20 protein-coding genes are annotated in these 23,891 nt (G+C 71.0%); 13 read left to right on the top strand and 7 right to left on the bottom strand.

Annotated features, from left to right (window positions below; genetic code table 11):
- The first annotated feature begins 93 nt into the window (after positions 1–93).
- The 3 genes from QE399_RS19960 (at position 94) to QE399_RS19970 (ending at position 4,203) form a co-directional block, all read left to right on the top strand.
- Positions 94–600: a sigma-70 family RNA polymerase sigma factor gene (locus QE399_RS19960; RefSeq protein WP_309831578.1), complete on the top strand. Its 507-nt coding sequence runs from the start codon at positions 94–96 to the stop codon at positions 598–600.
- Positions 579–1,568, top strand: a complete 990-nt coding sequence (locus QE399_RS19965; RefSeq protein ID WP_309831579.1) for a FecR family protein — start codon at positions 579–581, stop codon at positions 1,566–1,568. The genes QE399_RS19960 and QE399_RS19965 overlap by 22 nt, the downstream gene beginning before the upstream one ends.
- A 112-nt stretch (positions 1,569–1,680) precedes the next feature.
- The gene (locus QE399_RS19970) at positions 1,681–4,203 is read left to right on the top strand and encodes a TonB-dependent receptor (RefSeq protein ID WP_309831581.1); all 2,523 of its coding nucleotides are present in this window, start codon (positions 1,681–1,683) and stop codon (positions 4,201–4,203) included.
- Between the two features lie 79 nt (positions 4,204–4,282).
- Here the strand turns inward: QE399_RS19970 and QE399_RS19975 are convergent, their stop codons facing one another.
- The 6 genes from QE399_RS19975 to QE399_RS20000 form a co-directional block, all read right to left on the bottom strand.
- Positions 4,283–5,443, bottom strand: a complete 1,161-nt coding sequence (locus QE399_RS19975) for a BMP family ABC transporter substrate-binding protein (protein ID WP_309831583.1) — start codon at positions 5,441–5,443, stop codon at positions 4,283–4,285.
- 79 nt (positions 5,444–5,522) lie between these two features.
- The gene (locus QE399_RS19980) at positions 5,523–6,443 is read right to left on the bottom strand and encodes an ABC transporter permease (protein ID WP_309831585.1); all 921 of its coding nucleotides are present in this window, start codon (positions 6,441–6,443) and stop codon (positions 5,523–5,525) included.
- Positions 6,443–7,522: an ABC transporter permease gene (locus QE399_RS19985; RefSeq protein WP_309831587.1), complete on the bottom strand. Its 1,080-nt coding sequence runs from the start codon at positions 7,520–7,522 to the stop codon at positions 6,443–6,445. Before QE399_RS19985 ends, QE399_RS19980 begins: the two co-directional genes overlap by 1 nt.
- Positions 7,512–9,107, bottom strand: coding sequence for an ABC transporter ATP-binding protein (locus QE399_RS19990; RefSeq protein WP_309831589.1), 1,596 nt, complete (start codon positions 9,105–9,107; stop codon positions 7,512–7,514). Before QE399_RS19990 ends, QE399_RS19985 begins: the two co-directional genes overlap by 11 nt.
- A gap of 82 nt (positions 9,108–9,189) precedes the next feature.
- Positions 9,190–10,119 carry a LysR family transcriptional regulator gene (locus QE399_RS19995; protein ID WP_309831592.1) on the bottom strand — a complete coding sequence of 310 codons (930 nt, stop codon included), beginning with the start codon at positions 10,117–10,119 and terminating at the stop codon, positions 9,190–9,192.
- A 210-nt stretch (positions 10,120–10,329) separates the two neighbouring features.
- Positions 10,330–10,977, bottom strand: coding sequence for a flavin reductase family protein (locus QE399_RS20000; protein ID WP_309831594.1), 648 nt, complete (start codon positions 10,975–10,977; stop codon positions 10,330–10,332).
- Between the two features lie 962 nt (positions 10,978–11,939).
- On the opposite strand from QE399_RS20000, the gene QE399_RS20005 reads away from it, so the two are divergent.
- The 4 genes from QE399_RS20005 to cobJ are packed head-to-tail and all read left to right on the top strand — an operon-like array spanning position 11,940 to position 15,532.
- On the top strand, positions 11,940–13,319 hold the full coding sequence (locus QE399_RS20005; RefSeq protein WP_309831596.1) for a precorrin-3B synthase: 1,380 nt from the start codon (positions 11,940–11,942) through the stop codon (positions 13,317–13,319).
- Positions 13,319–13,948 (top strand): precorrin-8X methylmutase, encoded by a 630-nt coding sequence (locus QE399_RS20010; RefSeq protein ID WP_309831597.1) that lies wholly within the window; start codon positions 13,319–13,321, stop codon positions 13,946–13,948. Before QE399_RS20005 ends, QE399_RS20010 begins: the two co-directional genes overlap by 1 nt.
- Positions 13,938–14,699 (top strand): precorrin-2 C(20)-methyltransferase, encoded by a 762-nt coding sequence (cobI, locus tag QE399_RS20015; protein WP_309831599.1) that lies wholly within the window; start codon positions 13,938–13,940, stop codon positions 14,697–14,699. The genes QE399_RS20010 and cobI overlap by 11 nt, the downstream gene beginning before the upstream one ends.
- Positions 14,693–15,532 (top strand): precorrin-3B C(17)-methyltransferase, encoded by an 840-nt coding sequence (gene cobJ, locus QE399_RS20020; RefSeq protein WP_309831601.1) that lies wholly within the window; start codon positions 14,693–14,695, stop codon positions 15,530–15,532. The genes cobI and cobJ overlap by 7 nt, the downstream gene beginning before the upstream one ends.
- Here the strand turns inward: cobJ and QE399_RS20025 are convergent.
- The gene (locus QE399_RS20025; protein ID WP_309831603.1) at positions 15,478–16,260 is read right to left on the bottom strand and encodes a cobalt-precorrin-6A reductase; all 783 of its coding nucleotides are present in this window, start codon (positions 16,258–16,260) and stop codon (positions 15,478–15,480) included. The genes cobJ and QE399_RS20025 overlap by 55 nt on opposite strands.
- Between QE399_RS20025 and cbiE the strand changes: the two genes are divergently transcribed.
- The 6 genes from cbiE to xdhB all read left to right on the top strand — a co-directional run bounded on the left by cbiE (position 16,259) and on the right by xdhB (position 23,868).
- Positions 16,259–17,452, top strand: a complete 1,194-nt coding sequence (cbiE, locus tag QE399_RS20030; RefSeq protein ID WP_309831604.1) for a precorrin-6y C5,15-methyltransferase (decarboxylating) subunit CbiE — start codon at positions 16,259–16,261, stop codon at positions 17,450–17,452. The two genes, QE399_RS20025 and cbiE, sit on opposite strands and share 2 nt — an antisense overlap.
- Positions 17,449–17,922 (top strand): cobalamin biosynthesis protein, encoded by a 474-nt coding sequence (locus QE399_RS20035; protein WP_309831606.1) that lies wholly within the window; start codon positions 17,449–17,451, stop codon positions 17,920–17,922. Before cbiE ends, QE399_RS20035 begins: the two co-directional genes overlap by 4 nt.
- Positions 17,919–18,767: a precorrin-4 C(11)-methyltransferase gene (cobM, locus tag QE399_RS20040; RefSeq protein ID WP_309831608.1), complete on the top strand. Its 849-nt coding sequence runs from the start codon at positions 17,919–17,921 to the stop codon at positions 18,765–18,767. Before QE399_RS20035 ends, cobM begins: the two co-directional genes overlap by 4 nt.
- Positions 18,764–19,579 (top strand): precorrin-6A synthase (deacetylating), encoded by an 816-nt coding sequence (cobF, locus tag QE399_RS20045; protein ID WP_309831610.1) that lies wholly within the window; start codon positions 18,764–18,766, stop codon positions 19,577–19,579. Before cobM ends, cobF begins: the two co-directional genes overlap by 4 nt.
- Before the next feature lie 171 nt (positions 19,580–19,750).
- Positions 19,751–21,418 (top strand): xanthine dehydrogenase small subunit, encoded by a 1,668-nt coding sequence (locus QE399_RS20050; RefSeq protein ID WP_309831613.1) that lies wholly within the window; start codon positions 19,751–19,753, stop codon positions 21,416–21,418.
- Positions 21,415–23,868, top strand: a complete 2,454-nt coding sequence (gene xdhB / locus QE399_RS20055; RefSeq protein ID WP_309831615.1) for a xanthine dehydrogenase molybdopterin binding subunit — start codon at positions 21,415–21,417, stop codon at positions 23,866–23,868. Before QE399_RS20050 ends, xdhB begins: the two co-directional genes overlap by 4 nt.
- Positions 23,869–23,891 lie beyond the last annotated feature (23 nt).

Here is a 23,891-nt window from a genome sequence, read left to right on the forward strand (position 1 = left end):
TCCGCATGCCTCAAAAGGCCGCGCGATTGAGAATTACTACCATTTATACTTTTGCCTTTCGGTTGTTCCGTGCCGCTGTACGCCCCAGCCTCCATGCCGTCCGCACCCTCTTCTGGCCACCCCGATCTGGAAACCCTCTTCCGCCAACACCATGCGTGGCTGTTCGGCCGGTTGCTGCGCCGCGCGTCCAACCATGGCGATGCGGAAGACGTGGCGTCAGAGACCTTCCTGCAGATCGGCCAGGACCCGGCGCGCACGGACCTGCGCGATCCGCGGGCCTTTCTCACCACGGTGGCCAAGCGGCTGCTGTTCCAGCTGTGGCGGCGCCAGGATCTGGAGCGGGCGTATCTGGACACCCTGCGCGGGCGCCCCGAGGCGGCCGCGCTCTCGCAGGAAGACCACGCCATGTGGATCGAAGCCATCGCGCAGATCGACCGCGTGCTGGCCGCCTTGCCATCCCCGGTCAGGACCGCCTTTCTGCTGTCACGTCTGGACGGGCTGAGCTACCCCGAGATCGCCGCGCAGCTGGGCGTTTCGCTCGCCACCGTCGAGCGCCACATGCAGCGGGCGCTGCTGCAATGCCTGCGCCACGCGCCGTGAACGACGAGGCGCTGCAGGCCGCCGTGCAATGGCGTGTGCGGCAGGAAGCCGGCCGTTTCGATGCGCAGGCGCAGCGCCGCTTCGAGCAATGGCTGCAGGCCGATGCACTGAACCGCCAGGCCTGGGAGCGCGTGGGCGCCACGGTGCTGGAGGGGCCCCTGGCCACCGTGCGCGCCTGGCACGGCCGGGGGGACGCCGGCAGCGGTGCCAGCGCCGCACAGGCCGTGGAGCAGACCCTTTTCCGGGCCCGGCGGCGGCGCACGCTGCGCGGTGCGCTGGCCGTCGCCGGCATGGCCGGCACCGCCGGCCTGATCGCGCAGCGGCAGGTGCCGCTGGACGAACTCTGGGCCGACGTGCACACCCGCACGGCAGAGCGCCGCACGTTCGCCTGGTCCGACGGGGCTGCGGCCCTGCTGGATGCGCGCTCCGCCGCGGACACCTCCCACACGGCCGAAGGCCGGCGGTTCATCCTACGGGCCGGGGCACTGGTGGCCACGCCAGCACGCGGGCAGTCCGTGACGGTGGAGACGGCCTACGGCACGGCCGTGGCCCACGCCGGCCGCCTGGCCTGCCGGCTGCAGGGCGACGGGCTGGAAGTCGTTGCGCAGGAACAGGGCGCGCTGCTGCGCACCCCGGCCGGCCAGACCGCCCGCCTGCAAGCCGGCGACGGCGCGCATCTCTCAGCGCGCGGGATCGAGCGCATCGCAGGGCCTGCGCTGGCGCGCACGGCCTGGCAGCGCGGCATGCTGGCGGCCGAGGACTGGTCCGTGGGCGAGGTCATCGACGCCGTGCGGCCGTACACGGCCGGCTTCCTCCAGGTGTCCGCCGCCGCCGCCCGCCTGCGCGTGTTCGGTGTCTTCCGGCTGGATGCCGACGAGGTGCTCGACGGCCTGGCCTACCTCCTGCCCCTGAAGATCGTGCACCTGGGGCCGTGGCTGCGGCGCGTGGACGTCGCCGCACCGGCCTGACGGCTGCGCGTATTTGCGGACCTGCGGAAGTGCGGGCACAGCAAAAAACATGAGGGGATTGGCCGCCGTCGCGCCACAAGCATGAACGAACCGATCACCAAGGAAGCCGTTCATGCCCCTGACCTCCCTCCATCGCACGCGCCTGCAGCCGCTGGTCTGCGCCCTGCTGCTGACCTGCGCCGCCTGGCCCGCCTTCGCCCAGCCGACCCCCTCGCCTGCCGCCAGCGCGCCGGGCGCTCTCGACATTCCCGCCGGTCCGCTCACGGACACGCTCACCCGCATCGGCCAGCAGACCGGTCGCACCATCGTCGCCGACCCCGCGCTGCTGGCCGGCCAGCGCGCGCCCGCCGTCCGAGGCGCACTGGCCCCGCGGCAGGCCGTGGGACAAGCGCTGGCTGGCTCCGGCCTGGCGGTCGACGAAGGCCCGAGCGGCGCCCTGCGCATCCGGCTGCGGACGCCGGCAGACGGGGCCGACCGCCCCGCCCCCGCTGCAGCCACGCCCATCGCCGGCGATGCCACCACCGCCGCCCCTGCGGGGGCTGAAACGGCGGCCACGCTCGCCCCGGTGGTCGTGGCCGACCGGCGGCTCGGCGGCTCGCTGATGCAGCCCACCCGCCAGGTCACCGTGATCGAAGCGCAAGAGCTCGACGACCTGCGGGCCAGCGCGCCCAACCTGGGCGCCCTGCTGACCAAGGCCGTTCCGGGCCTGTCCGACTCCAGCCGCAACCTGACCGACTTCGGCCAGACCCTGCGAGGGCGCAACGCGCTGGTCATCGTGGACGGCATCCCGCTCAACACCAACCGCGACAGCTCGCGCAACCTGGTCAACATCGACCCCAGCCGCATCGAACGGGTGGAAGTGGTGCGCGGCAGCAGCGCCATCTACGGCAGTGGCGCGACGGGCGGCGTGATCTCCGTGACCACGCGCCCGGTCGGCGGGGAGCCGGTGGCGCAGACCACGGTAGGCCTGGATGCCGCGCTGTCCCATCTGGACCGCCATGGCCTGGGAGGGCAAGTCCAGCACTACTTCTCGGGCCGCGGCGATGTCGTCGATTACGAGCTGGACCTGTCCGGGCGCCGCATCGGTGGGGCCTATGACGGCCACGGCGACCGCGTGGCGCCGGACGCCAGCCAGGGCGACCTGTTCGACTCCAACCACTACAGCGTGGGCGGCAAGCTGGGCCTGCGCATCGATGCGGACCAGCGCATTCAGATCGCGGCGAGCTATCTGCGGGCGCACCAGCACTCCGACTACGCCAGCGACCCTGCCGTCAACAGCGCCCCGCTGGGCAGCGCGGCGGCCCGGGCGCTGCGCGGGCTGTCGCTGGCAGACCAGAACCAGGTGGAGAACACGCTGCTGAGCGTGGGCTACGACCACAAGGACCTGGGGGGCAGCAGCTTGTCGGCGCTGCTCTATGGCCGGGACAACTTCACCCGGTTTGCACCGGCCGATCTGCGCACCAACGTGAACCGTGGCAACAACGTGGACCAGGTGATGCAGAACAACAAGGTCTTCGGCGGGCGGCTCACCATCGACACCCCGCTGGATGCACAGCAGGCCACTCGCCTGGTGTGGGGCGCGGACTTCATCGAAGAGCGCAGCAACATGCCGCTGGACGTGTTCGATCCGGCGGCCTACGACGCCAGCGGCGGCCTGGTGTTCCGGCCCATCCGCCGGCTGACGTACATGCCCTGGACGACGACGCGCAGCCTGGGCGCCTTCGGCCAGCTGCAGCACCGCTTCAGCGACCGCTGGTCCGCCGAGGGCGGCCTGCGCTACGAGCGTGCGCAGGCTAGCTTCGACGACTTCCAGCCGCTGTCCCAGTCGCGCCGCCCGAACCCGGCCACGGTGAGCGGCAGCAAGGTCAGCTACGACGCCCTGCTCTACAACGCGGGCGTGTCCTTCAAGCCCGTGCGCAACCACGAGGTGTACGCCTCGTTCAGCCAGGGCTTCGATCTGCCGGACATCGGCCTGCAGGTGCGCAATGCCGGCGCGGCGTTCGACATCAATGCGTCCGACCTCGAACCGGTGGAGACGGACAACTTCGAACTGGGCTGGCGTGGCAGCGTGGGCGATACGGCCGCCACGCTGGCGGCGTTCCACTCCCGCTCGGACCTGGGCGCCATCCAGTCCTTCAACAACGGCCTGCGCCTGCAGCGCACGCGCGAGCGCATCCGCGGCATCGAAGCGACCATCGACCACTACGGCACGGACTGGTCGACCGGCGGCACGCTGACCTGGATGCAGGGCCGTGAGACGCCGCAGGGCGCGGCGCAAGACCAGATCATGACCGGCTACCGCATCCCGCCGCTGAAGGTCACCGCCTATGTGCAGTACCAGTCCGGCGAACGCTGGAGCGTGCGCACGCAGCTGACCTGGTTCGGCGCACGCGACTACCGCCTGCCCGACGGGCGCACCCAGTTCGCCCGCGCCGACGTGCACAGCTACTACACGGTGGACATCGTCGGACGCTGGCGCATCGACCCCAAGAACTCGGTGACCGTGGGGGTGCAGAACCTGTTCAACCGCTACTACCTGCCGCTGTACAGCCAGCTCATGCGCAGTGGCCGCAACGACAGCCGCCTGCCCGCGGCGGGCGCGGTGCTGACGGCCAGCTACACGCACCGCTGGTGAATCGGCGCAAAAAAAGGGCTGCCTTGTGGCAGCCCTTTTTGATCCCACGCCGTGCGTCCAGCGCACGGCACGCAGCGGCTTACTTCTTGTCGCCGCCGGGCACGCTGCCTTCCACGCCCTTGACGTAGAAGTTCACGCCGCCCAGGAACTTGTCGTCCGCCACGGCGTCCTTGGCCAGGATTTCCTTGCCGTCCTGGCCGACGATCGGGCCCTTCCAGATCACGAAGCTGCCGTCCTGCAGGCCCTTCTTCACTTCGTCGACCTTGGCCTTGGTTTCGGCCGGCACGTCTTCGGCGATGGACACCATGTCGATCGCGCCTTCCTTCACGCCCCACCAGCTCTGGCCGGTCGTCCAGGTGCCTTCCAGCGCATCCTTGGTGGCCTTGATGTAGTACGGGCCCCAGTTGATCACGGCCGAGCCCAGGTGGGCCTTGGGGCCGTAGGCGGTCATGTCGGAGTCCCAGCCGAAGGCGCGCTTGCCCTTTTCCTGCGCCGTCTTCAGCACGGCGGGGGAGTCGGTGTTCTGGAACAGCACGTCGGCGCCGCCGTTGATCAGCGAGGTGGCGGCTTCCGTTTCCTTCGGCGGGCTGAACCATTCGTTCACCCACACCACCTTGGTCTTGATCTTGGGATTGACCGACTGCGCGCCCAGCGTGAAGCTGTTGATGTTGCGGATCACCTCGGGAATCGGCACCGAGCCCACCACGCCCAGCGTGTTGGTCTTGGTCATGGCACCGGCGATCACACCGGCCATGTAGGCGCCTTCGTAGGTGCGGCTGTCGTAGGTGCGCACGTTCTCGGCCGTCTTGTAGCCGGTGGCGTGCTCGAACTTCACATCCTTGAAGTCGGGCGCGATCTTCTGGATGGTTTCCATGTAGCCGAAGGTCGTGCCGAAGATCAGCTTGTTGCCCTGGCCGGCCATGTCGCGCAGCACGCGCTCGGCGTCGGCAGATTCCGGGACACTTTCCACGAAGCTCGTCACGACCTTGTCGCCGAATTCCTTCTCGATCGCCTTGCGGCCGTTGTCGTGGGCGAACGACCAGCCGCCGTCGCCCACCGGGCCGACGTAGGCGAACGCGATCTTCAAAGGCTCGGCCTTGGGTGCCGGCGCGGCCGCGGCAGGTGCGGCGGCGGGCGCCGGTGCGGGCTCTTCCTTCTTGCCGCAGCCGGCCAGCGCGGCAGCCGCCACGGCGGAGAGCGCAGCCACCTTGAGCAGGGAGCGCTTGGAGATGTCGTTCATGTCGATTCCTCTTTAGGGGTGTGTTGAAAGCGGGGAGAGCGTAACAAAAACAGGTGGCGAACGGCCGGCAAACCGGCCATCAGGACCCGGGATAGAACGGCTTGCCCAGCGAGGCCGGCATGTTCACGCGGATCCAGGTCGGATTGCGCGAGATCAGTGCCAGCACCACGATGGTCGCCAGGTAGGGCAGCATGCTCAGCAACTGGCTCGCTACCTCCACCCCCGTGGCCTGCAGGTGGAACTGCAGCATCGTCACGCCACCGAACAGATAAGCCCCAAGCAACACCCGTGCCGGGCGCCAGGTGGCGAAGGTGGTGAGCGCCAGCGCGATCCAGCCGCGCCCGGCCACCATGCCCTCCACCCACAGCGGCGTGTACACCGTGGAGATGTAGGCACCCGACAGCCCGCACAGCGCCCCGCCCACCATCACCGCCGCCAGGCGGATGCGGCGCACCGGGTAGCCCAGGGCATGGGCCGACTCGGGCGACTCGCCCACCGAGCGCAGCACCAGGCCGGCGCGCGAGCGGTACAGGAACCAGATCAGCGCAGCCACCAGCACCATGGTCAGGTACACGATGGGATGCTGGCGAAACAGCGCGGGCCCCGCCAGCGGAATGTCGGACAGCACGGGAATGGCGTACTTGGGCAGCTCCGGCAGCTTGGCCTGGACGTAGTTGATGCCGACGAAGGCGGAAAAGCCCACGCCGAACAGGCTCAGCGCCAGGCCGGTGGCGTACTGGTTGGTGTTGAGCCAGATCACCAGCACGCCGAAGACGCCCGCCAGCAACGCGCCGGCCGCCATGCCGGCCGCAAAGCCCAGCCAGGTGTTGCCCGTGTGGACCACGGTGGCAAAGCCCGCGATGGCGGCGCACAGCATCATGCCCTCGGCGCCCAGGTTCACGATGCCGGACTTTTCGTTGATCAGCAGGCCCAGCGCCGCGATGGCGAGGACGGTGCCGGCGCTGAGCGTGGAGCCCAGCAGCAGTGCGTAGGACTCCATCAGCGGGCTCCCTGGCTGGTGCGGCCCACCCAGCGGATCCGGTAGGCGATCAGCGTGTCGCACGCCAGCAGCGTGAACAGCAACAGCCCCTGGAATACGCCGGTGAGCGATTTGGGCAGGCCCAGGCGCGACTGCGCCAGTTCGCCGCCGATATAGAACATGCTCATCAGGAGGGCCGAGAAGACCATGCCCACGGGATGCAGCCGCCCGACGAAAGCCACGATGATGGCCGCGAAGCCGTAGCCCGCCGGCACATAGGGCGTGAGCTGGCCGATGGGCCCGGCCACCTCCAGCGCGCCCGCCAGCCCTGCGGCGCCGCCCGAGACCAGCAGCGCCGTCCACAGCGCGCGGCGCGAAGAGAACCCCGCATACCGCGCCGCCGCCGGCGCCAGGCCGCCCACCTGCAGGGCGAAGCCGGCCCGCGTGCGGAACAGGAACACCCACAGCGCGGCTGCCCCGGCCAGGGCCAGCAGCAGGCCGATGGTCACGCGCGAGCCCTGCATGAGCTTGGGGATCTGCGTCACACGCTCGAAGGTCTTGGTCTGCGGGAAGTTGTAGCCCATCGGGTCTTTCCACGGCCCGTAGACCAGGTAACCCAGCACCAGCGTGGCCACGTAGACCAGCATCAGGCTCACCAGGATCTCATTGGCGTTGAACTTGTCGCGCAGCAGCGCCGTGATGCCGGCCCACGCCATGCCGCCCAGCACGCCGGCCAGCAGGATGGCGGGCACGATCCACGGCCCGGTGGTCTTGTCGGCCAGCAGCGCCATGCCGCCTGCCGCCACCGCGCCGATCACGAACTGCCCTTCGGCGCCGATGTTCCACACGTTGGAGCGGAAGCACACGGCCAGCCCCAGCGCGATGAGCAGCAGCGGCGTGGCCTTGACCATGAGCTCGCCGATGGCGTACTGCGACTTGATGGGCTCCCAGAAGAACACCTGCAGGCCGCGCACCGGATCCTTGCCCAGCGCGGCGAACAGGGCCACGCCGATGAGCACCGTCACCGCCAGGGCGAGCAGCGGCGAGCCGTACGTCCACAGCCGCGAGGCCTGGGGACGTGGTTCCAGCTTAATGGACATGGGCGGCCCCTCCCGGTGCGGCGGCGCCGTCCATGCGGGCCAAGTGCGACTGCACGTCCGCATGCCACAGGCCGCTCATCCATTCGCCGATGCGCTCGACCGTGGCGTCGGCGCGGTCCACCGACGGCGACAGGTGGCCCTTGGCCACCACGTGCAGCCGGTCGCAGATCTCGAACAGCTCGTCCAGCTCCTCGCTGACCACCAGCACGGCGCAGCCGGCGTCGCGCAGGGCCAGGATTTCGCCGCGGATCTGCGCGGCCGCCCCCACGTCCACACCCCAGGTGGGCTGGGACACGATGAGCAGCTTGGGGTTCGCGTCGATCTCGCGCCCCACGATGAACTTCTGCAGGTTGCCGCCGGACAGCGACTTGGCCGCGGCATGCGGCCCGCCCGCCTTGACATGGAAGCGCTCGATGATGGCGCGGGCATGCGCGGCCAGCGCGCCGGTGCGGATCCAGCCGCCCCCGCCGACGCAGTTGCTGCGCGTGAGCAGCAGGTTGTGCGCCAGGCCCATGGTGGGCACGGCGCCGCGGCCCAGCCGCTCCTCGGGCACGAAATGCAGGCCCAGGGCGCGGCGCTGGCGCGGGTTCATGCGGCCCACGGGCCGGCCGCCGACCTGCACCGTGGCCTCTGCGGCGCGCGTGTCTTCGCCCGACAGCGCGTACATCAGTTCCTTCTGGCCGTTGCCGGAGACGCCGGCGATGCCGACGACCTCGCCCGCGCGCACTTCGAACTCCATGTCGATCAGGTCCACGCCGAACTGGTCCGCCCGCGGCAGGCTCAGCGACTGCACGCGCAGCACCGCTGCGCCCGCCTGCACCGGCCGGTGGGTGAGCGCCGGCGGCTCGGCACCGATCATCATGCGCGACAGCGAGGCGTTGGTTTCCTCCGCCGGGTTGCAGACGCCTGTCACCTTGCCGCCGCGCAGCACCGTGCAGGCCGTGCACAGCGCGCGGATCTCGTGCAGCTTGTGGCTGATGTACAGGATGCTGCAGCCTTCGCTGGCCAGCTTGCGCAGCACCACGAAGAGCTTCTCGACCGCCTGGGGCGTGAGCACCGACGTGGGCTCGTCCAGGATCAGCAACTTGGGATTGGTGAGCAGCGCGCGGATGATCTCCACCCGCTGCATCTCGCCCACCGACAGCGTGTGCACCGGGCGGTGGGGATCGATGTCCAGGCCGTACTCCGCGGCGGTGGCCGTGATGCGGCGCGTGACCTCGGCCAGTTGCAGGCTCTTGTCCAGGCCCAGCCAGACGTTCTCGGCCACGGTGAGCGTGTCGAACAGGCTGAAATGCTGGAACACCATGGCGATGCCCAGCGCCCGCGCCTCCTGCGGGTTGCGGATCTGCACGGGCCGGCCGTCGAAGTGCATCTGGCCTTCGTCGGGCTTGACGGCGCCGTAGATGATCTTCATCAGGGTGGACTTGCCGGCGCCGTTCTCACCCAGCACGGCATGCACCTCGCCGGGCTGCACGGTGAGCGACACGCCGCTGTTGGCGACGACCGCCGGGTAGCGCTTGGTGATGCCCGTCAGCTGCAGACGCGGCACCACGGCACCCGGCGGCGGGGTGGGGGAAGAATTCATGCGGGCGATTGTCTCTTAGTTTGGCGGGGGCCCCATGCAGTGAAAACCGCAGTGGGGCAAGCGCCTGGGGCGCCAAAAGCTATCATTTTCGGAGCGTCGAGGCCACCGCCTTCACGCCTTCGCGCAGCCAGGCCGCTGCCGCCGAATGGTGCGAGCGGGCATGCCAGAGCTGGTAGTACATGAGGCGGGGAAAGGGCACGGGGCACGGCAGGATGGCCAGCGGCAGCTGGCGCGTGTAGCGCTCGCAGAACTGCCGGCCGGTGGTGAGCACAAGCAAGCTCGATGCCACCATCTCCGGGATCAGGCTGAAATGCGCGCAGCGCGCGGTGATGTGGCGGCGCAGCCCCAGCGCATCCAGGTGGGCGTCGATGACCCCGCGGGCGCCGGGATGGGTGGGCGTGGGCGCGATGTGCTCGGCCGCCAGCCAGCCATCGGCATCCCAGCCCCGGCGCACGGCCGGATGGGACTGGCTGACCAGGCTCACCACCTCGTCGCCGAACAGCCGGGCCATGTGCAGGTCTTCGGGCGGCTGGGGCCAGTTGCCGATGACGACGTCGACGTCGCCCTGCGCCAGGTGCGCGTGGTAGTGGGCGTCGGGCGACAGGGGCAGGATCTCCACCGGGCACAGCGGCGCCTCGGTCTTCAGGTGGGCCATCAGCCGGGGCAGGAAGAGCGGGTCCAGGTAGTCGCTGGCGGCAATGCGGAAGGTGCGCGTGGCCGTGCGCGGGTCGAAGCCGCGGGCGTCCGAGAACAGCCCTTCCGCCGCACGCAGGATGCTGGCCGCCGGCTCCACCATGCGCAGCCCGGCCTCGGTGGGCAGCATGGCCGCGCCCGAGCGCACCAGCAGCGGGTCGCCCGCCAGGTCGCGCAGGCGGCGCAGCGCGGCCGACACGGCGGGCTGGTGCATGCCCAGGCGCACGGCGGCACGCGAAACGCTTCGTTCAGTGAGCACGGTATGCAGCACCCGGATGAGATGGAGGTCGATCTTGTCGAAAAGGATGTGGTCTCTCATACGCGGTGGGGCATGCGTCTCATAGGGCAACGCGTATGCCGCGCTGCAGAAGCTTCTGCACGGCGGTGCCGGCGTGCGGTGCAGGGGCCAGTGGGCTGGCGCAAAAAGCCAATGTACACGCCGCCCGCAGGTTGAATGACAGGAGCCGTGCACCTGCAGGCCAGGCCAGATGCTGTACCTCGACCCCGGGCGGGCGTCCGTCGCCTTGGCTTACATCTCATCGATCGGGGTGGACCGGGCGTCCACGCCGGTTGCGGCCTTCCCCGCCGATGCGATGGCGAAGCGGTCGCCCGTGCGGAGGTAGAAGCTCGCGCCGAACCGCCCCACCGGATGGAAGTTTTGCAGCCGCACGCGCCAGAGTTCGGTATCTACCAGCCCATCGCGCACGGCCAGCCACTGGACGCGGCCGATGAACACATAGCGGCTGGGCGTCTCCAGCGTCTCGTGCAGCACGCATTCGAACGCCACGGGCGCCTCGGCGATGCGCGGCGGCGCCACGCTGCGCGACGGCACGGCAGTCAGCCCCGCGTGCAGCAGCTCGCTCTGGTCGGGCGGCAGGCTGTCGCCACAGGCATGCATGCGCTCGGCCATGGCCTCGTCAGTGATGTGGACGACGAACTCGCCGGTGCGCAGGATGTGCGCGGCGGTGTCCTTGAGCGCGCCGTCCTGCAGGCGGTTGATGCTGACCATGACGATGGGCGGGTCCTCGCCCACCATATTGAACATGCTGAACGGGGCGGCGTTGACGGTGCCGTCGGGGCCGAGGGTGGTGATCAGCGCGATCGGGCGGGGGACGATCAGGCTGGCCATCAGCTTGTAGCGCTGGTGGGGGGTGAGGGGGGAGAAGTCGATGTCCATGGGGTGGTGGGAAGCAGAAAGCTTGCCTGAGGCTTTCTCTTTGGGTCAAATTGGCTTCTGGCGCTTATCTGGTAAGCGCTTGTAGCTATCATTTTGAATAGTGCTGGGTGATTACTTCTCGGGGCCGGGTCTCGCCCCGGCGGGCGAGGTGCTTTTCTTTGCTTCGCCAAAGAAAAGTACCCAAAAGAAAGGCGACCCTGCTGTCTGCGTCCCTCCGCTGCGCTACGGGCAACCTGCGGTGCTCGGTCGCGGGGCGGCGCCGTGGAACTCGCTGCGCGCTGGCGCGCTTCGCTCGGACAGCCACGGCGAGTCAGATCACGAAGCGGGTGTGTCCTGCGGCACCCCCGCCCGCCCCGCGCCCTGTGCTCCTCGGCGCATACAGAAGGGCGTTGGGAGTCCGCACGGGCCATCGCTGCGCTCGGCCCTTGTGGGGCGGCGTGCGTGTGCTCTGCGATTGCGCAGGCGCGCAGCGCCGCTAACGCCAGGCCGAGCGCAGCGACGGCCCGCGTGGGGCGTTCGGGTTCCCTTCTGCCCGTGCCGAGAAGCGGAGCGCAGGCAGGGCGCATGCGCGTCGGAGCGCGCATGCCTCGTGAACTGACTCGCCGTGGCTGTCCGAACGGAGCGCTGCAAGCGCGCAGTGAGTTCCACGGCGGCCCTGCCTGCGCGAGCATCGCAGGCTGCCCCGTAGCGCAGCGCAGGGGACACGGGCAGCAGGGTCGCCCTTTCTTTGCTTACTTTCTTTCGGCGAAGCGAAAGAAAGTGAGTGCGCCGCCGGGCGCACATCCCGGCCCCGGGCAGCAAACGCCCCCTAATAACTAAATAGGAACCCGCCTTTGCTCTGCCACAGGCCATCCACGCCCCACCAAAAGGTACATTCCACCTCCATGCCCCCAGCAGGCCCCCTCCCCCCGGAGCCCCACCCGCCCGACATCAAAGGCTGGTGCCCCGGCGCTCTCCAGCCCATGCCCTCGGGCGATGGCCTGGTCGTGCGCGTGCGCCCGCCCCTGGGCCGGCTCACGCTGCGCCAGGCCGGGCGGCTGGCCCGGCTGGCACGCACCCACGCGTCGGGCGTGCTGGAGCTGTCCAGCCGCGCCAACGTGCAGCTGCGCGGCGTGGCGGAGGCGCGGCATGCCGGCGTGCTGCGCGCCCTCGCGGGGTGCGGTCTGCTGGATGCCGACGTGCAGCGCGAGCGGCGCCGCAACCTGGTGGTGGACCCGCTCCACCGGCCCGGTGACGGCGTGACGGAGCTGGCCCAGGCGCTCTGGCAGGCCCTTGCCACCCCGGACGACACCCTGGACGCCCTGCCGGCCAAGTTCGGCTGGTCCATCGACGGCGGGCACGGGGCCGGGCTGCAGGCGGTCTCGGCAGACATTCGCTTCGAGCGGGTGCCGCAACACCCCGCTGCCCAGGGAAGTCCCCATGGCGATGGCAGCAGCGCAGCCACCGCCTGGCGCGTACGGCCGGATGGGCTGCCCTGGGCCATGGTCGCCCCCAATGCCGTACAGGCCGTGGCGGCGGGCTTGGCGCTGGCGTGCTGGTTTGCCCGGCGTTGCCAACAGCAACAGCAACAGAAGAAGATTGAAGGGCGCCGGCCGGGACGCCTGGCCGCCTGCGCGCCCGAGATCGAACGCCTCGTGGCAGCAGACGACGGCGCCCCCGCCTGGCCGCCTGGGCGGCCCCCCGGAGTTGCTTGGCAAGCGGTGGAGCAGCCAACGCCGTCCACCCCAGACACAACCCACGCGGCCCCCCCCACACCGGGCCGCGTGCCCAGCGTCGGCTGGCTGGCAGGCGCCCCGCTGGGCCGGCTGCAGGCCACCGCATTGGCCCGTTTGGTCAGGGCATTGCAGGCGGCCGGCGGCGCGGCAGAGGGCTACGGCCTGCGCGCGACCCCCTGGCGCATGCTGCTGATCGAATGGCCGCGGGCACCGGACAGCGACGGGGGCGCTGGCGGCGGCAACGGCATGCGCCAGCCACCGCAGCTTCCGCCAAGCACCGGGCTGGACCACGCAGCCGACTGGATCACCCAAGCGGCGGATGCACGGCTGCGCGTGTCGGCCTGCACCGGCGCGCCCGGTTGCCCCCAGGCGCAGGCGCCCACGCAGGCCCTGGCGCTGGCCCTGGCGCCGCACGTGCCCGCAGGCGCGCACCTGCACGTGAGCGGCTGCGCCAAGGGCTGCGCACGGCAAGCCCCGGCCACCGTCACGCTGCGGGCCGAGCCATCGCCTTGCGGCAGTCTGTTTGCCGTGGTGCGCGACGGCAATGCCAACGGTGAGGCCCGGGAGCGGCTGCAGGCGGCCGCTGTGCAAGACAATCCCGGGTTGCTGTTCGAAAACCAGAATTGATGCTGCACCGCTACGAAACCGATGGCGCCGAGATCTACCGGCAGTCCTTTGCCACCATCCGCCGCGAGGCCGACCTGGCCCGCTTCACCTCCGTGGAAGAGCGGGTGGTCGTCCGCATGATCCACGCGGCCGGCATGGTCGAGCTGGCGCCCCACGTCCACTTTTCCACCGGCATGGCCGAAGCCGCGCAGCAGGCGCTGCAGAACGGCGCGCCCGTGCTGTGCGACGTGCGCATGGTCAGCGAAGGCATTACCCGCTCGCGCCTGCCGGCCCACAACCCCGTCATCTGCACGCTGCACGACCCCGAGGTCGCAGCGCTGGCGCAGCGCATGGGCAATACCCGGAGCGCCGCCGCGCTGGAGCTGTGGCGCCCCCACCTGGCGGGCGCCGTGGTCGCCATCGGCAACGCGCCCACGGCCTTGTTCCACCTGCTCAATCTGCTGCAGGACCCGGACTGCCCGCGCCCGGCGGCCATCGTCGGCTGCCCCGTGGGCTTCATCGGCGCGGCGGAATCGAAGGAGGCCCTGATGCAGGATCTGCCCGTGCCGGCCATGATCGTGCGCGGGCGCCTGGGCGGCTCGGCCATGACGGTCGCCGCCATCAACGCGCTGGCCAGCCATGCCGAATAGCGTGGTGACACCCGCAGCGGGCGTCGTCTGCGTGGGCCTGGGCCCGGGCGACCCGGAACTGATGTCCGTGAAGGCCGACCGGCTAGTGCGCGGCGCGCGCCACGTGGCGTTCTTCCGCAAGAAGGGCCGGCCCGGCAAGGCGCGGCAACTGGTCGACGGCCTGCTGGCGCCCGGCACGGCCGAGTACCCGATGGAATACCCCATGACCACCGAGATGCCGGTGGACAGCCCCGACTACGTGGCCCAGCTTGCCGCGTTCTACGACGACTGGTGCGCGCGCCTGGAGACGCTGGCCCGCACCGAGCAGGTCGTTGTGCTGTGCGAGGGCGATCCGTTCCTCTACGGCTCCTTCATGCACCTGTACACCCGCTTGCGCGAGCGCGCGGCCGTGCGGCTGGAAGTCGTGCCCGGCATTCCCGGCATGGTGGGCTGCTGGCACGCCACGGGAGAGCCCATCACCTGGGGCGACGACGTACTGAGCGTGATGACCGGCACCCTGCCGGAGGACGAACTGGTGCGCCGCATGCAGTCGGCCGAAGCGCTGGTGGTGATGAAGGTGGGCCGCAACCTGCCACGCATCCGCCGCGCGCTGGAGCGCACGGGCCGGCTCGATGCCGCCTGGCTGGTGCAGAACGGCACCACGGCGCAGCAGCAGGTCGCACGCCTGACCGAGGTGGAGGGCGACGCCTGCCCCTACTTCGCCATCGTGCTGGTGCACGGCCAGGGCCGCCGGCCGGAGGCCGCATGGTGACGACGAATGCCCCCGCGCGCACCGGCCGCCTGGCCATTGCGGGCCTGGGCCCTGGCGCCCTGGATCAGATCACCCCGGAAGTGGCCGCTGCCTTGCAGGGCGCCACCGATGTCGTCGGCTACCTGCCCTACGTCGCCCGCGCCAGAGCGCTGGTGGAACAGGCCGGCGGCAGCCCCGCCGTGGCCTGGCATGCCTCCGACAACCGCGTGGAACTGGAACGCGCCCAGCACGCCCTGGCGCTGGCCGCTGAGGGCCGGCAGGTGGTGGTCGTATCGTCCGGCGACCCCGGCGTGTTCGCCATGGCCGCAGCAGTGTTCGAGGCCATTGAGCACGCCCCGGCGGAGCAGTCCGCGGCATGGCAGATGCTCGACGTACAGGTGCTACCCGGCATCACCGCCATGCTCGCCGCAGCGGCCCGTGCCGGCGCACCGCTGGGCCATGACTTCTGCTGCATCAATCTGTCGGACAACCTCAAGCCCTGGGCCGTGATCGCGCGGCGCGTGCAGCTGGCAGCCGAGGCCGACTTCGCCATGGCCTTCTACAACCCGCGCTCGCGCAGCCGGCCCGAAGGGTTTGTGCGCCTGCTGGAGCTGCTGCGCGCGCAGTGCGAGCCCACGCGCCTGATGGTCTTCGCGCGGGCCGTGTCCACGCCCGAGGAACACCTCCACGTCTGCACGCTGGCCGAGGCCACGCCCGAGATGGCCGACATGCGCACCGTGGTGCTCGTGGGCAACAGCACCACACGGCAGGTGGGGCGCTGGGTCTACACCCCGCGCTTCTATGCGCCGGAAGCGGCCGAGATCGCTGCACCCGCCCCAGGCAGCGCGCCATGAGCGATCCAGTGCAGCACGGCAGCCACGTCTTCGGTACGGGCGCGCTCGGGCAACACCGGGCGCTGCACCATCACGATCGGCAGGCCCAGCGCGCGCGCAGCCTCCAGCTTGCCGCGCGTGGCCTCGCCGCCGGCGTTCTTGGCCACCAGCCAGCCGATGCGGTGCGTGCGCAGCAGCGCCTCATCGTCATGCGCGCTGAAGGGGCCGCGCCCCAGCACCACCGTGGTGTCGGGCAAGGGCAGACTGCCCGGCTCGGGCGCATCCACCAGGCGCAGCAGATAGTGGTGCGCGGGCCGCTCCGCGAAGGCCGCGAGCTGCTTGCGCCCCACGGCCAGGAACACGCGGGCGGCCTCTTGTGGCAGCGCCGCAGCGGCGCCAGCCATGTCGGGCACTTCGATCCAGCGGTCGCCGGCCTGCGGTTGCCAGGGCGCGCGCTCCAGAGCCAGCAACGGCGTGCCGGTCGCATCGCAGGCCGCGCAGGCATTGCGGCTCATCTGTGCGGCGAACGGGTGCGTGGCGTCCACCACATGGGTGATGCGCTCGCTCCGAATGAATTGCGCCAGCCCTTCCGCACCGCCGAAGCCGCCGATGCGCGTGGGCAGCAGCTGTGCCACGGGCGACTGGGTCACGCCGGCGTACGAGAAGACCGCGGGCACGCCGCCGCGGTGCAGCGCCTGGGCCAACTGGCTGGCGCCGCTGGTACCGCCCAGCAGGAGAACATGCGTCATGGCTGATCCGTGGTTGACATTGGTGGGCCTGAACGAGGACGGGCTGGACGGCCTGACGCCCGCCGCCCGCCACGCGCTGGACCAGGCCGAGGTCGTCTTCGGCGGGCCGCGCCATCTGGCACTGGCCCGGGTGGGCGAGCGCGGCAAGCCCTGGCCCGTGCCGTTCGACATCGCTCCCGTGGTGGCGCTGCGCGGGCAGCGCGTGGTGGTGCTGGCGTCCGGTGATCCGTTCTGGTTCGGCGCGGGCGGCAGCCTCGCCGCGCACCTGGCACCGCACGAGTGGCGCTGCCACGCCCAACCCTCGACATTCTCGCTGGTCGCCGCCCGCCTGGGCTGGCGGCTGGAGGCCACCGACTGCCTGGGCCTGCACGCCAGCCCCGTGCAGCAACTGCTGCCGCGCCTGGCACCCGGCGGGCAAGCCATCGTGCTGCTGCGCGATGGCCCCGCCGTCGCCGCCCTGGCCGACTGGCTGGTGCGCGAAGGCTGGGGCGACAGCGCCCTGTGGGTGATGGAATCCGTCGGCGGCCCGCGCGAGCGCTGCCGCACCATGGCGGCGGCCGAAGCGGCCGCGCAGCTCTCGCAAGACCCGGCACACGCTCCCGTCGCCGTCGCGCTGCGGGCCCAAGGCGGCACAGCCCTGCCCCAGGCCGCCGGCCGGGCCACCGACTGGTTTGCACACGACGGCCAGATCACCAAGGCCCCGGCCCGCGCGCTCACGCTGGCGGCCCTGGCGCCCCGGCGCGGCGAGCGGCTGTGGGACATCGGCGGCGGCTCCGGCTCGGTGGCGGTGGAATGGTGCCTGGCCGGTGGTGCGGCCATCAGCGTGGAGCAGCACGCGGCGCGGGTGGACAACATCCGCACCAATGCCCAACGCTTCGGGCTGCACCACCAAATGCAGGTCGTGCACGGCCTGGCGCCCGAGGCGTTGGCGGGCTTGCCCCCGCCGCAGGCCGTGTTCGTGGGCGGCGGCTTCGACGACGCTGTCTTCGCCGCACTGCAGACTCTGATGCCCGCCGGCTGCCGCCTGGTCGTCAACGCCGTCACGCTGGAGACCGAAGCACTGCTGGCGCAACTGCACGCCGCGCACGGCGGCCAATTGCTGCGGCTGGAACTTGCCAGCGCCGAGCCGCTGGGCCGCATGCGCAGCTGGCAGGCCGCCCGCCCGCTGGTGCAATGGAGCTGGCAGCGATGAACCCGGCCGGCGGCCACCATGCCTGCGTGGTGCTGGGCATCGGCCTGCGCGCGCAGGCGGACGCTGCCGCCCTGCAGGCGCTGTGGCAACAGGCGCAGGCCGAGGGCCGTGACGCCTTCTGCGCCGTCGCATTGCTGGACACCAAGGCCGCACACCCCGCGCTGGCCGAGTGGCTGCGCGGCGCAGCGCCCGGCGCCGCCGTCATCGCCGTGCCCGCTGATGCCTTGCCCGTACAGCCCGTCCACACCCAATCCCCCCGCCTGCACGCCCGCTACGGCACCGGCAGCGTGGCCGAGGCCGCCGCCCTGTCCGCCGCCGGGCCCGGTGCGCAGCTGCTGCAGCCGCGCCGCGTGGCCGATGACGGCAGCGCCACGCTGGCCGTCGCCCTGCGCCAGGCCGGTCCCCTGCACTGTTGTCTTGCAGCGCGCGCCCCCTGTGCCGCTGCATCCGAACCAGGAACCCCTCCATGACCGTCCATTTCATCGGCGCCGGCCCCGGCGCTGCCGACCTCATTACCGTGCGCGGGCGCGACCTCATGGCCGCCTGCCCGGTCTGTCTGTATGCAGGCTCGCTGATTCCGCGCGATCTGCTCGCGCACTGCCCGCCCGGTGCGCGCATCGTCAACACCGCGGCCATGAGCCTGGACGACATCGTGGCCGAGATCGAGACCGCGCATGCGCAAGGCCACGACGTGGCACGGCTGCACTCGGGTGACCTATCGGTCTGGTCCGCCATGGGCGAGCAGCTGCGCCGCCTGCGTGCGCTCGGCATTCCGTACACCGTCACGCCCGGCGTGCCGTCGTTCGCCGCTGCGGCGGCCACGCTGGGGGCCGAGCTGACGCTGCCCGGCCTGTGCCAGTCGGTGGTGCTCACGCGCACCTCGGGCCGCGCCACCTCCATGCCCGAGGGCGAGAACCTCGCAGCGTTTGCCGCCACCGGCGCGGTGCTGGCCATCCACCTGTCCATCCATGTGGCCGAAAAGGTGCAGGCCGAGCTGCTGCCGCACTACGGAGCCGACTGCCCCGCCGCCATCGTCTGGCGCGCGAGCTGGCCTGACGAAACCGTGGTGCGCACCACAGTCGGCGCACTCGCCCAGGCTGTGGCCGCCAGCATGGAACGCACCGCGCTCATCCTGGTGGGCCGCAGCCTGCAGGCCGAGGATTTCGCCGAAAGCCGCCTGTACGCTGCCGACTACGACCGCCGCTACCGCCCGCTGGGCACCGAGCCGCGCTTTCCCGCCACCGATGTGCAGAACAACCCAGCGCTGGACACGGCCCGCGATGAGCCGTTGAACGACGGCGCCCCCCGCGCATGACCGCTGTACACCCCTTGCCGCCCGTCGCCCTCACGCTGATCGGCATCGGCACCGGCAACCCGGACCACCTCACGCGCCAGGCCGTCACGGCCATGCACGCGGCCGACCTGATCCTGCTGCCCCACAAGGGCGAAGACAAGGCCGAGCTGGCCGCCCTGCGCCAATCGCTGTGCAATGCGGTGCTGACAGCGCCCGCCCCGCTGGGCCCCGTGGTGGCCGGCTTCGACATGCCCGTGCGCCGCAGCGAAGGCGACGACTACCTGGCGCAGGTGGACGAATGGCATGCCGCCATCACGCGCTGCTGGCAGGCCAGCATCGCCCAGGCCGTGGCGTCGGGCCTGAGTGCAGGAACCGATGGCGCGCCCCTGCGCGTGGCCCTGCTGGTGTGGGGCGACCCCGCCCTGTACGACAGCACGCTGCGCATCGCCGCGCGCATGCAGCCCGCACCGGTCAGCGTGGAGGTGGTGGCCGGCATCACATCGGTGCAGGCCCTGGCGGCCGCGCACGCCATCGCCCTCAACGAGATCGGCCAGCCTTTCGTGGTGACCACCGGCCGTCAGCTGCGCGACCACGGCTGGCCCGCAGGCGTGGACACCGCCGTGGTCATGCTGGACGGGCTGTGCAGCTTCACCACCCTGCCACCCGACGGCCTGCACCTCTGGTGGGGTGCCTACCTGGGCATGCCGCAGCAGATGCTCGACAGCGGCCCCCTGGCCGAGGCCGGCCCGCGCATCCAGGCCCGCCGCGCCCAGGCACGCGCGCAGCACGGCTGGATCATGGATATCTACCTGCTGCGCCGCACGCCCGGCTGACGCGGCCCCGCCCTGCCGCACGTGAGGGCGCGCGGGCATTCTCCTTGCATGCCCCATAGCGCAGCAGGCATCCCCGCTATACGCTCACGCGGATGGACTTGCCTCGCAATGCGCGTACCCTCTTGCCTAGAAACCATTGAACCACCCGCCCGCCCCACGGGCCGCCCCTGCATGACCACGCCTTCCCGTCCGCTTCGCTTCATCCGCCGTGGCCAACCCGTCACCCTGCACGGCGTGCCGCCCGACCGCACGCTGCTGGAAGTGCTGCGCGAAGACCTCGGCTCCACCGGCACCAAGGAAGGCTGCGGCGAAGGCGACTGCGGGGCCTGCACCGTGGTGCTGGGCGAGGCGCGCGGTGGCCAGGTGCACTACCAGGCGGTCAACAGCTGCATCCGGCTGGCGCATTCGGTGGACGGCATGGCCCTGTGGACCGTGGAGGACTTGGCCGAAGACCCGCTCATCCAGCCCGCGGCGCAGGCCGCCGCGGCGGATGCCCAAGGCGCAGCGCAGGGCGGCACTCCCATCCACCTGCACCCCGCGCAGGAGGCCATGGTGCAGTGCCATGGCTCGCAGTGCGGCTTCTGCACGCCCGGCTTCGTGATGAGCCTGTTCGGGATGTACCAGAAGTACGTGGCCCCCACGCTCCCCGCTGTGCGTGGTTCGCTGCCCCCCGAGGGGGCGCAACCCGCCTTGGGGCGGCCCGGCGGCGGGTTGACTGCAGCCCCCACGCTCACTGCTGCCGGCACAGACGCGCCGCGGGCCTGCCCGCCCCAGGCCATCACCCGCGCGCTGGCCGCCGAGGAGCTGTCGGGCAACCTGTGCCGCTGCACCGGCTACCGGCCCATTCTGGACGCCGCGCAGCAGATGCAGCACCTGCCGCCCATGCAGGTGCAGGAAGAAATTCTGCTACAACAAATGGAGCTACTCGCGCTTACCCCGCAAGCGCCAGAGGCCGATTTGGCTTATATCGCACCCACCACCCTGCCGGCGCTGCTGGCGGCCCGCAGCGCCTTCCCGGATGCGCAGATCGTCGCCGGCGCCACCGACGTGGGCCTGTGGATCACCAAGCAGCACCGCCGCTTCGCCCGCATGCTTGACGTCACCCGCGCGCAGGAGCTGCGCCGCGTGCGCGAAGCCGACGGCGCGCTGGTCATCGGCGCGGCAGTGTCGCTCAGCGATGCCTTCGCCGCCCTGCGCCAGCACTGGCCGCAGCTGCACCGCTTCCACGCACGGTTCGCTGGGCTGCCGGTGCGCAATTCGGGCACGCTGGGCGGCAACGTGGCCAATGGCTCGCCGATCGGCGATTCCATGCCGCTCCTGATCGCGCTGGGTGCCAGCGTGGTGCTGGCCAGCGTGCGCGGCGAACGCGCGCTGCCGCTGGAAGACCTCTACACCGGCTACCGCCAGAACGTGATGGCGGCCGACGAACTGCTGGTGCGCATCGCCGTCCCCCTGCCCGGCGCGGGCGAGACGATGGCGGCGTACAAGGTGTCCAAGCGCACGGACGATGACATCTCGGCCGTCTGCCTGGTGCTCAACCTCGCCATCGACGGCGGCACCGTGCAACGCGCACGCATCGGCGCAGGCGGGGTGGCCGCCACGCCGGCCCGCGCCCGGCAGGCCGAAGCCGCTCTCGTCGGCCAGCCCTGGACGGCGGCTACCGTGGAGCGCGCCGCTGCCGCGCTGCAGGCCGAGTTCCAGCCCATCAGCGACATGCGCGCCAGCGGCGCCTACCGCCGCACGGTGCTCGGCAGCCTGATGCAGCGCTTCTGGCTGGAGAGCCAGGGCGGGCCGCAGCCGGCGTCGCTTGACCAGTTTGCGCTGGAGGTGGTGGCATGAACCAGCGCGACACCCTGCCCGGCGCCGCTTCCACGCCGCCCGCCCCCTTGAGCCGCGATGCGGGCGACGACCCGGTGGCCGCCCGCGCCGACGCCCACGGCGCCATGGGCCGGCATGCCCCGGCCCCAGCCTCAGCCCACGTGGACCGTGCCCCGGTGCGCGAGCAATCCATGGGCCGCTCGCAGTTCCACGAAAGCTCACGCGCCCAGGTCGCCGGGGCGGCGCACTACATCGACGACCAGCCCGAAGTGAAGGGCACGCTGTACGCGGCACCCATCCTCTCCACCGTGGCCCACGGCCGTCTCAACGGCGTGGACCCGGCCGCCGCACTGGCCCTGCCCGGCGTGCGGGGCCTGGTGCTGGCGGGCGACGTGCCGGGCGACCGCATGCTGGCCGCCTTCGCGCACGACGAACCCGTGTTTGCCGAAGGCACGGTGCAGCACATCGGCCAGGTCATCGGTCTGGTGGTGGCCGACTCGGTGATGGCCGCACGCCGGGCTGCGCGCCTGGTGCAGCTCGACATCACGCCGCTGCCTGCCGTGCTGACGGTGCAGCAAGCGCTGAAGGAAGAGCACTTCGTGCTGCCCCCCGTGTTCGTGCGGCGCGGCGACGCGCAGGCGGCGCTCGCCAGTGCCCCGCACCGCCTGCAGGGCACGCTGGAGGTGGGTGGGCAGGAGCACTTCTACCTAGAAGGCCAGATCGCCTACGCCATTCCGTTGGAGCAGCGCCAGTGGTGCATCCACTCCAGCACCCAGCACCCGGGCGAGGTGCAGCACTGGGTGGCGCACGCGCTCGGCATCGACAACCACGCCGTGCGCGTGGAGTGCCGGCGCCTGGGCGGCGGCTTCGGCGGCAAGGAGACGCAGGCCGGCCACCTGGCCGTGTGGGCCGCCGTGGCGGCGCACAAGTTCGGCCGCGCCGTCAAGCTGCGCCTGGACCGCGACGACGACTTCATGGTCACCGGCAAGCGGCACCCGTTCGCCTATGAATGGGACGTGGGCTTCGACGGCACCGGCCGCATCACGGGCTTGAAGCTCACGATGGCGGCCAACTGCGGCTTCAGCGCCGACCTGTCCGGCCCCGTGGCCGACCGCGCGGTGTTCCACAGCGACAACGCGTACTTTCTTGAACACGTGGATATCGCCTCGTACCGCTGCAAGACGCACACGCAGAGCCACACGGCCTTCCGCGGCTTCGGTGGCCCGCAGGGCGTGATCGCCATCGAGACCATCGTGGGCGACATCGCCCGCACGCTGGGGCTGGACGCCTTCGACGTGCGCATGCGCAACCTGTACGGCACCACCGAGCGCAACGTCACCCACTACCAGATGCCGGTGGAGGACAACATCCTGCATGAGATGCTCCCGCAATTGGAGCAGTCCTCCCAGTACCGGCAACGGCAAGCGGCCATTGCGGCATGGAATGCGGCCAACCCGATCCTGAAGCGTGGCATCGCCATCACGCCGGTCAAGTTCGGCATCAGCTTCACGGCCACGCTGTTCAACCAGGCCGGCGCGCTGGTACACGTGTACACCGACGGGAGTGTGCAGGTGAACCACGGCGGCACGGAGATGGGCCAGGGCCTGCACACCAAGGTGGCGCAGATCGTGGCCGACGAGCTGGGCGTGCCGTTCGAGCGCGTGCTGGTCACCGCCAGCGACACCAGCAAGGTGCCCAACGCCAGCGCCACGGCCGCATCGAGCGGCACCGACTTGAACGGCCGCGCGGCGCAATTCGCTGCACGCAACGTGCGCGACAACATTGCGTCGTTCGTCTGCGGGCAGGACGGCTGCGGCGCCGGCTCCATCCAGTTCGTGGGCGGCAAGGTCATCTCGCCCCACCGCGAGCGCGACTGGGCCGACGTGGTGAAGGAGGCCTACGCCAACCGCATCCAGCTGTGGAGCGACGGCTTCTACCGCACGCCCAAGATCCACTACGACAAGGCCACGCTCACCGGCCGGCCGTTCTACTACTTCGCCTACGGCGCGGCCTGCACCGAGGTGGCCATCGACACCCTGACGGGCGAGAACCGCGTGGTGGCCGTGGACATCCTCCACGACGTGGGCCGAAGCCTGAACCCCGCCATCGACATCGGCCAGATCGAGGGCGGCTTCGTGCAGGGCATGGGCTGGCTCACCACCGAGCAGCTGGTGTGGAACGACAAGGGCCACCTGGCCACGCACGCGCCCAGCACGTACAAGATCCCGGCCACAGGCGACATTCCCGAGCACCTGCGGGTGCAGCTCTGGCACGAGCCCAACCGCGAGGACAACGTGGGCGGCAGCAAGGCCGTGGGCGAGCCGCCGTTCATGCTGGCCATCAGCGTGTACGAGGCCCTGCGCAATGCGGTGGCGGCCGGGCGCGGGGGCGCGGCGGATGCGCCCGTGCAGCTCGTGGCGCCAGCCACGGCCGAGAACGTGCTGCGCGCGCTGGGCCGCCTGGCCGGCTGAGCGGCCGAGCGCGGCGCACGGGG

Source organism: Paracidovorax wautersii, from assembly GCF_031453675.1.
In the GTDB taxonomy this organism is placed as follows: Bacteria; Pseudomonadota; Gammaproteobacteria; order Burkholderiales; family Burkholderiaceae_C; genus Paracidovorax.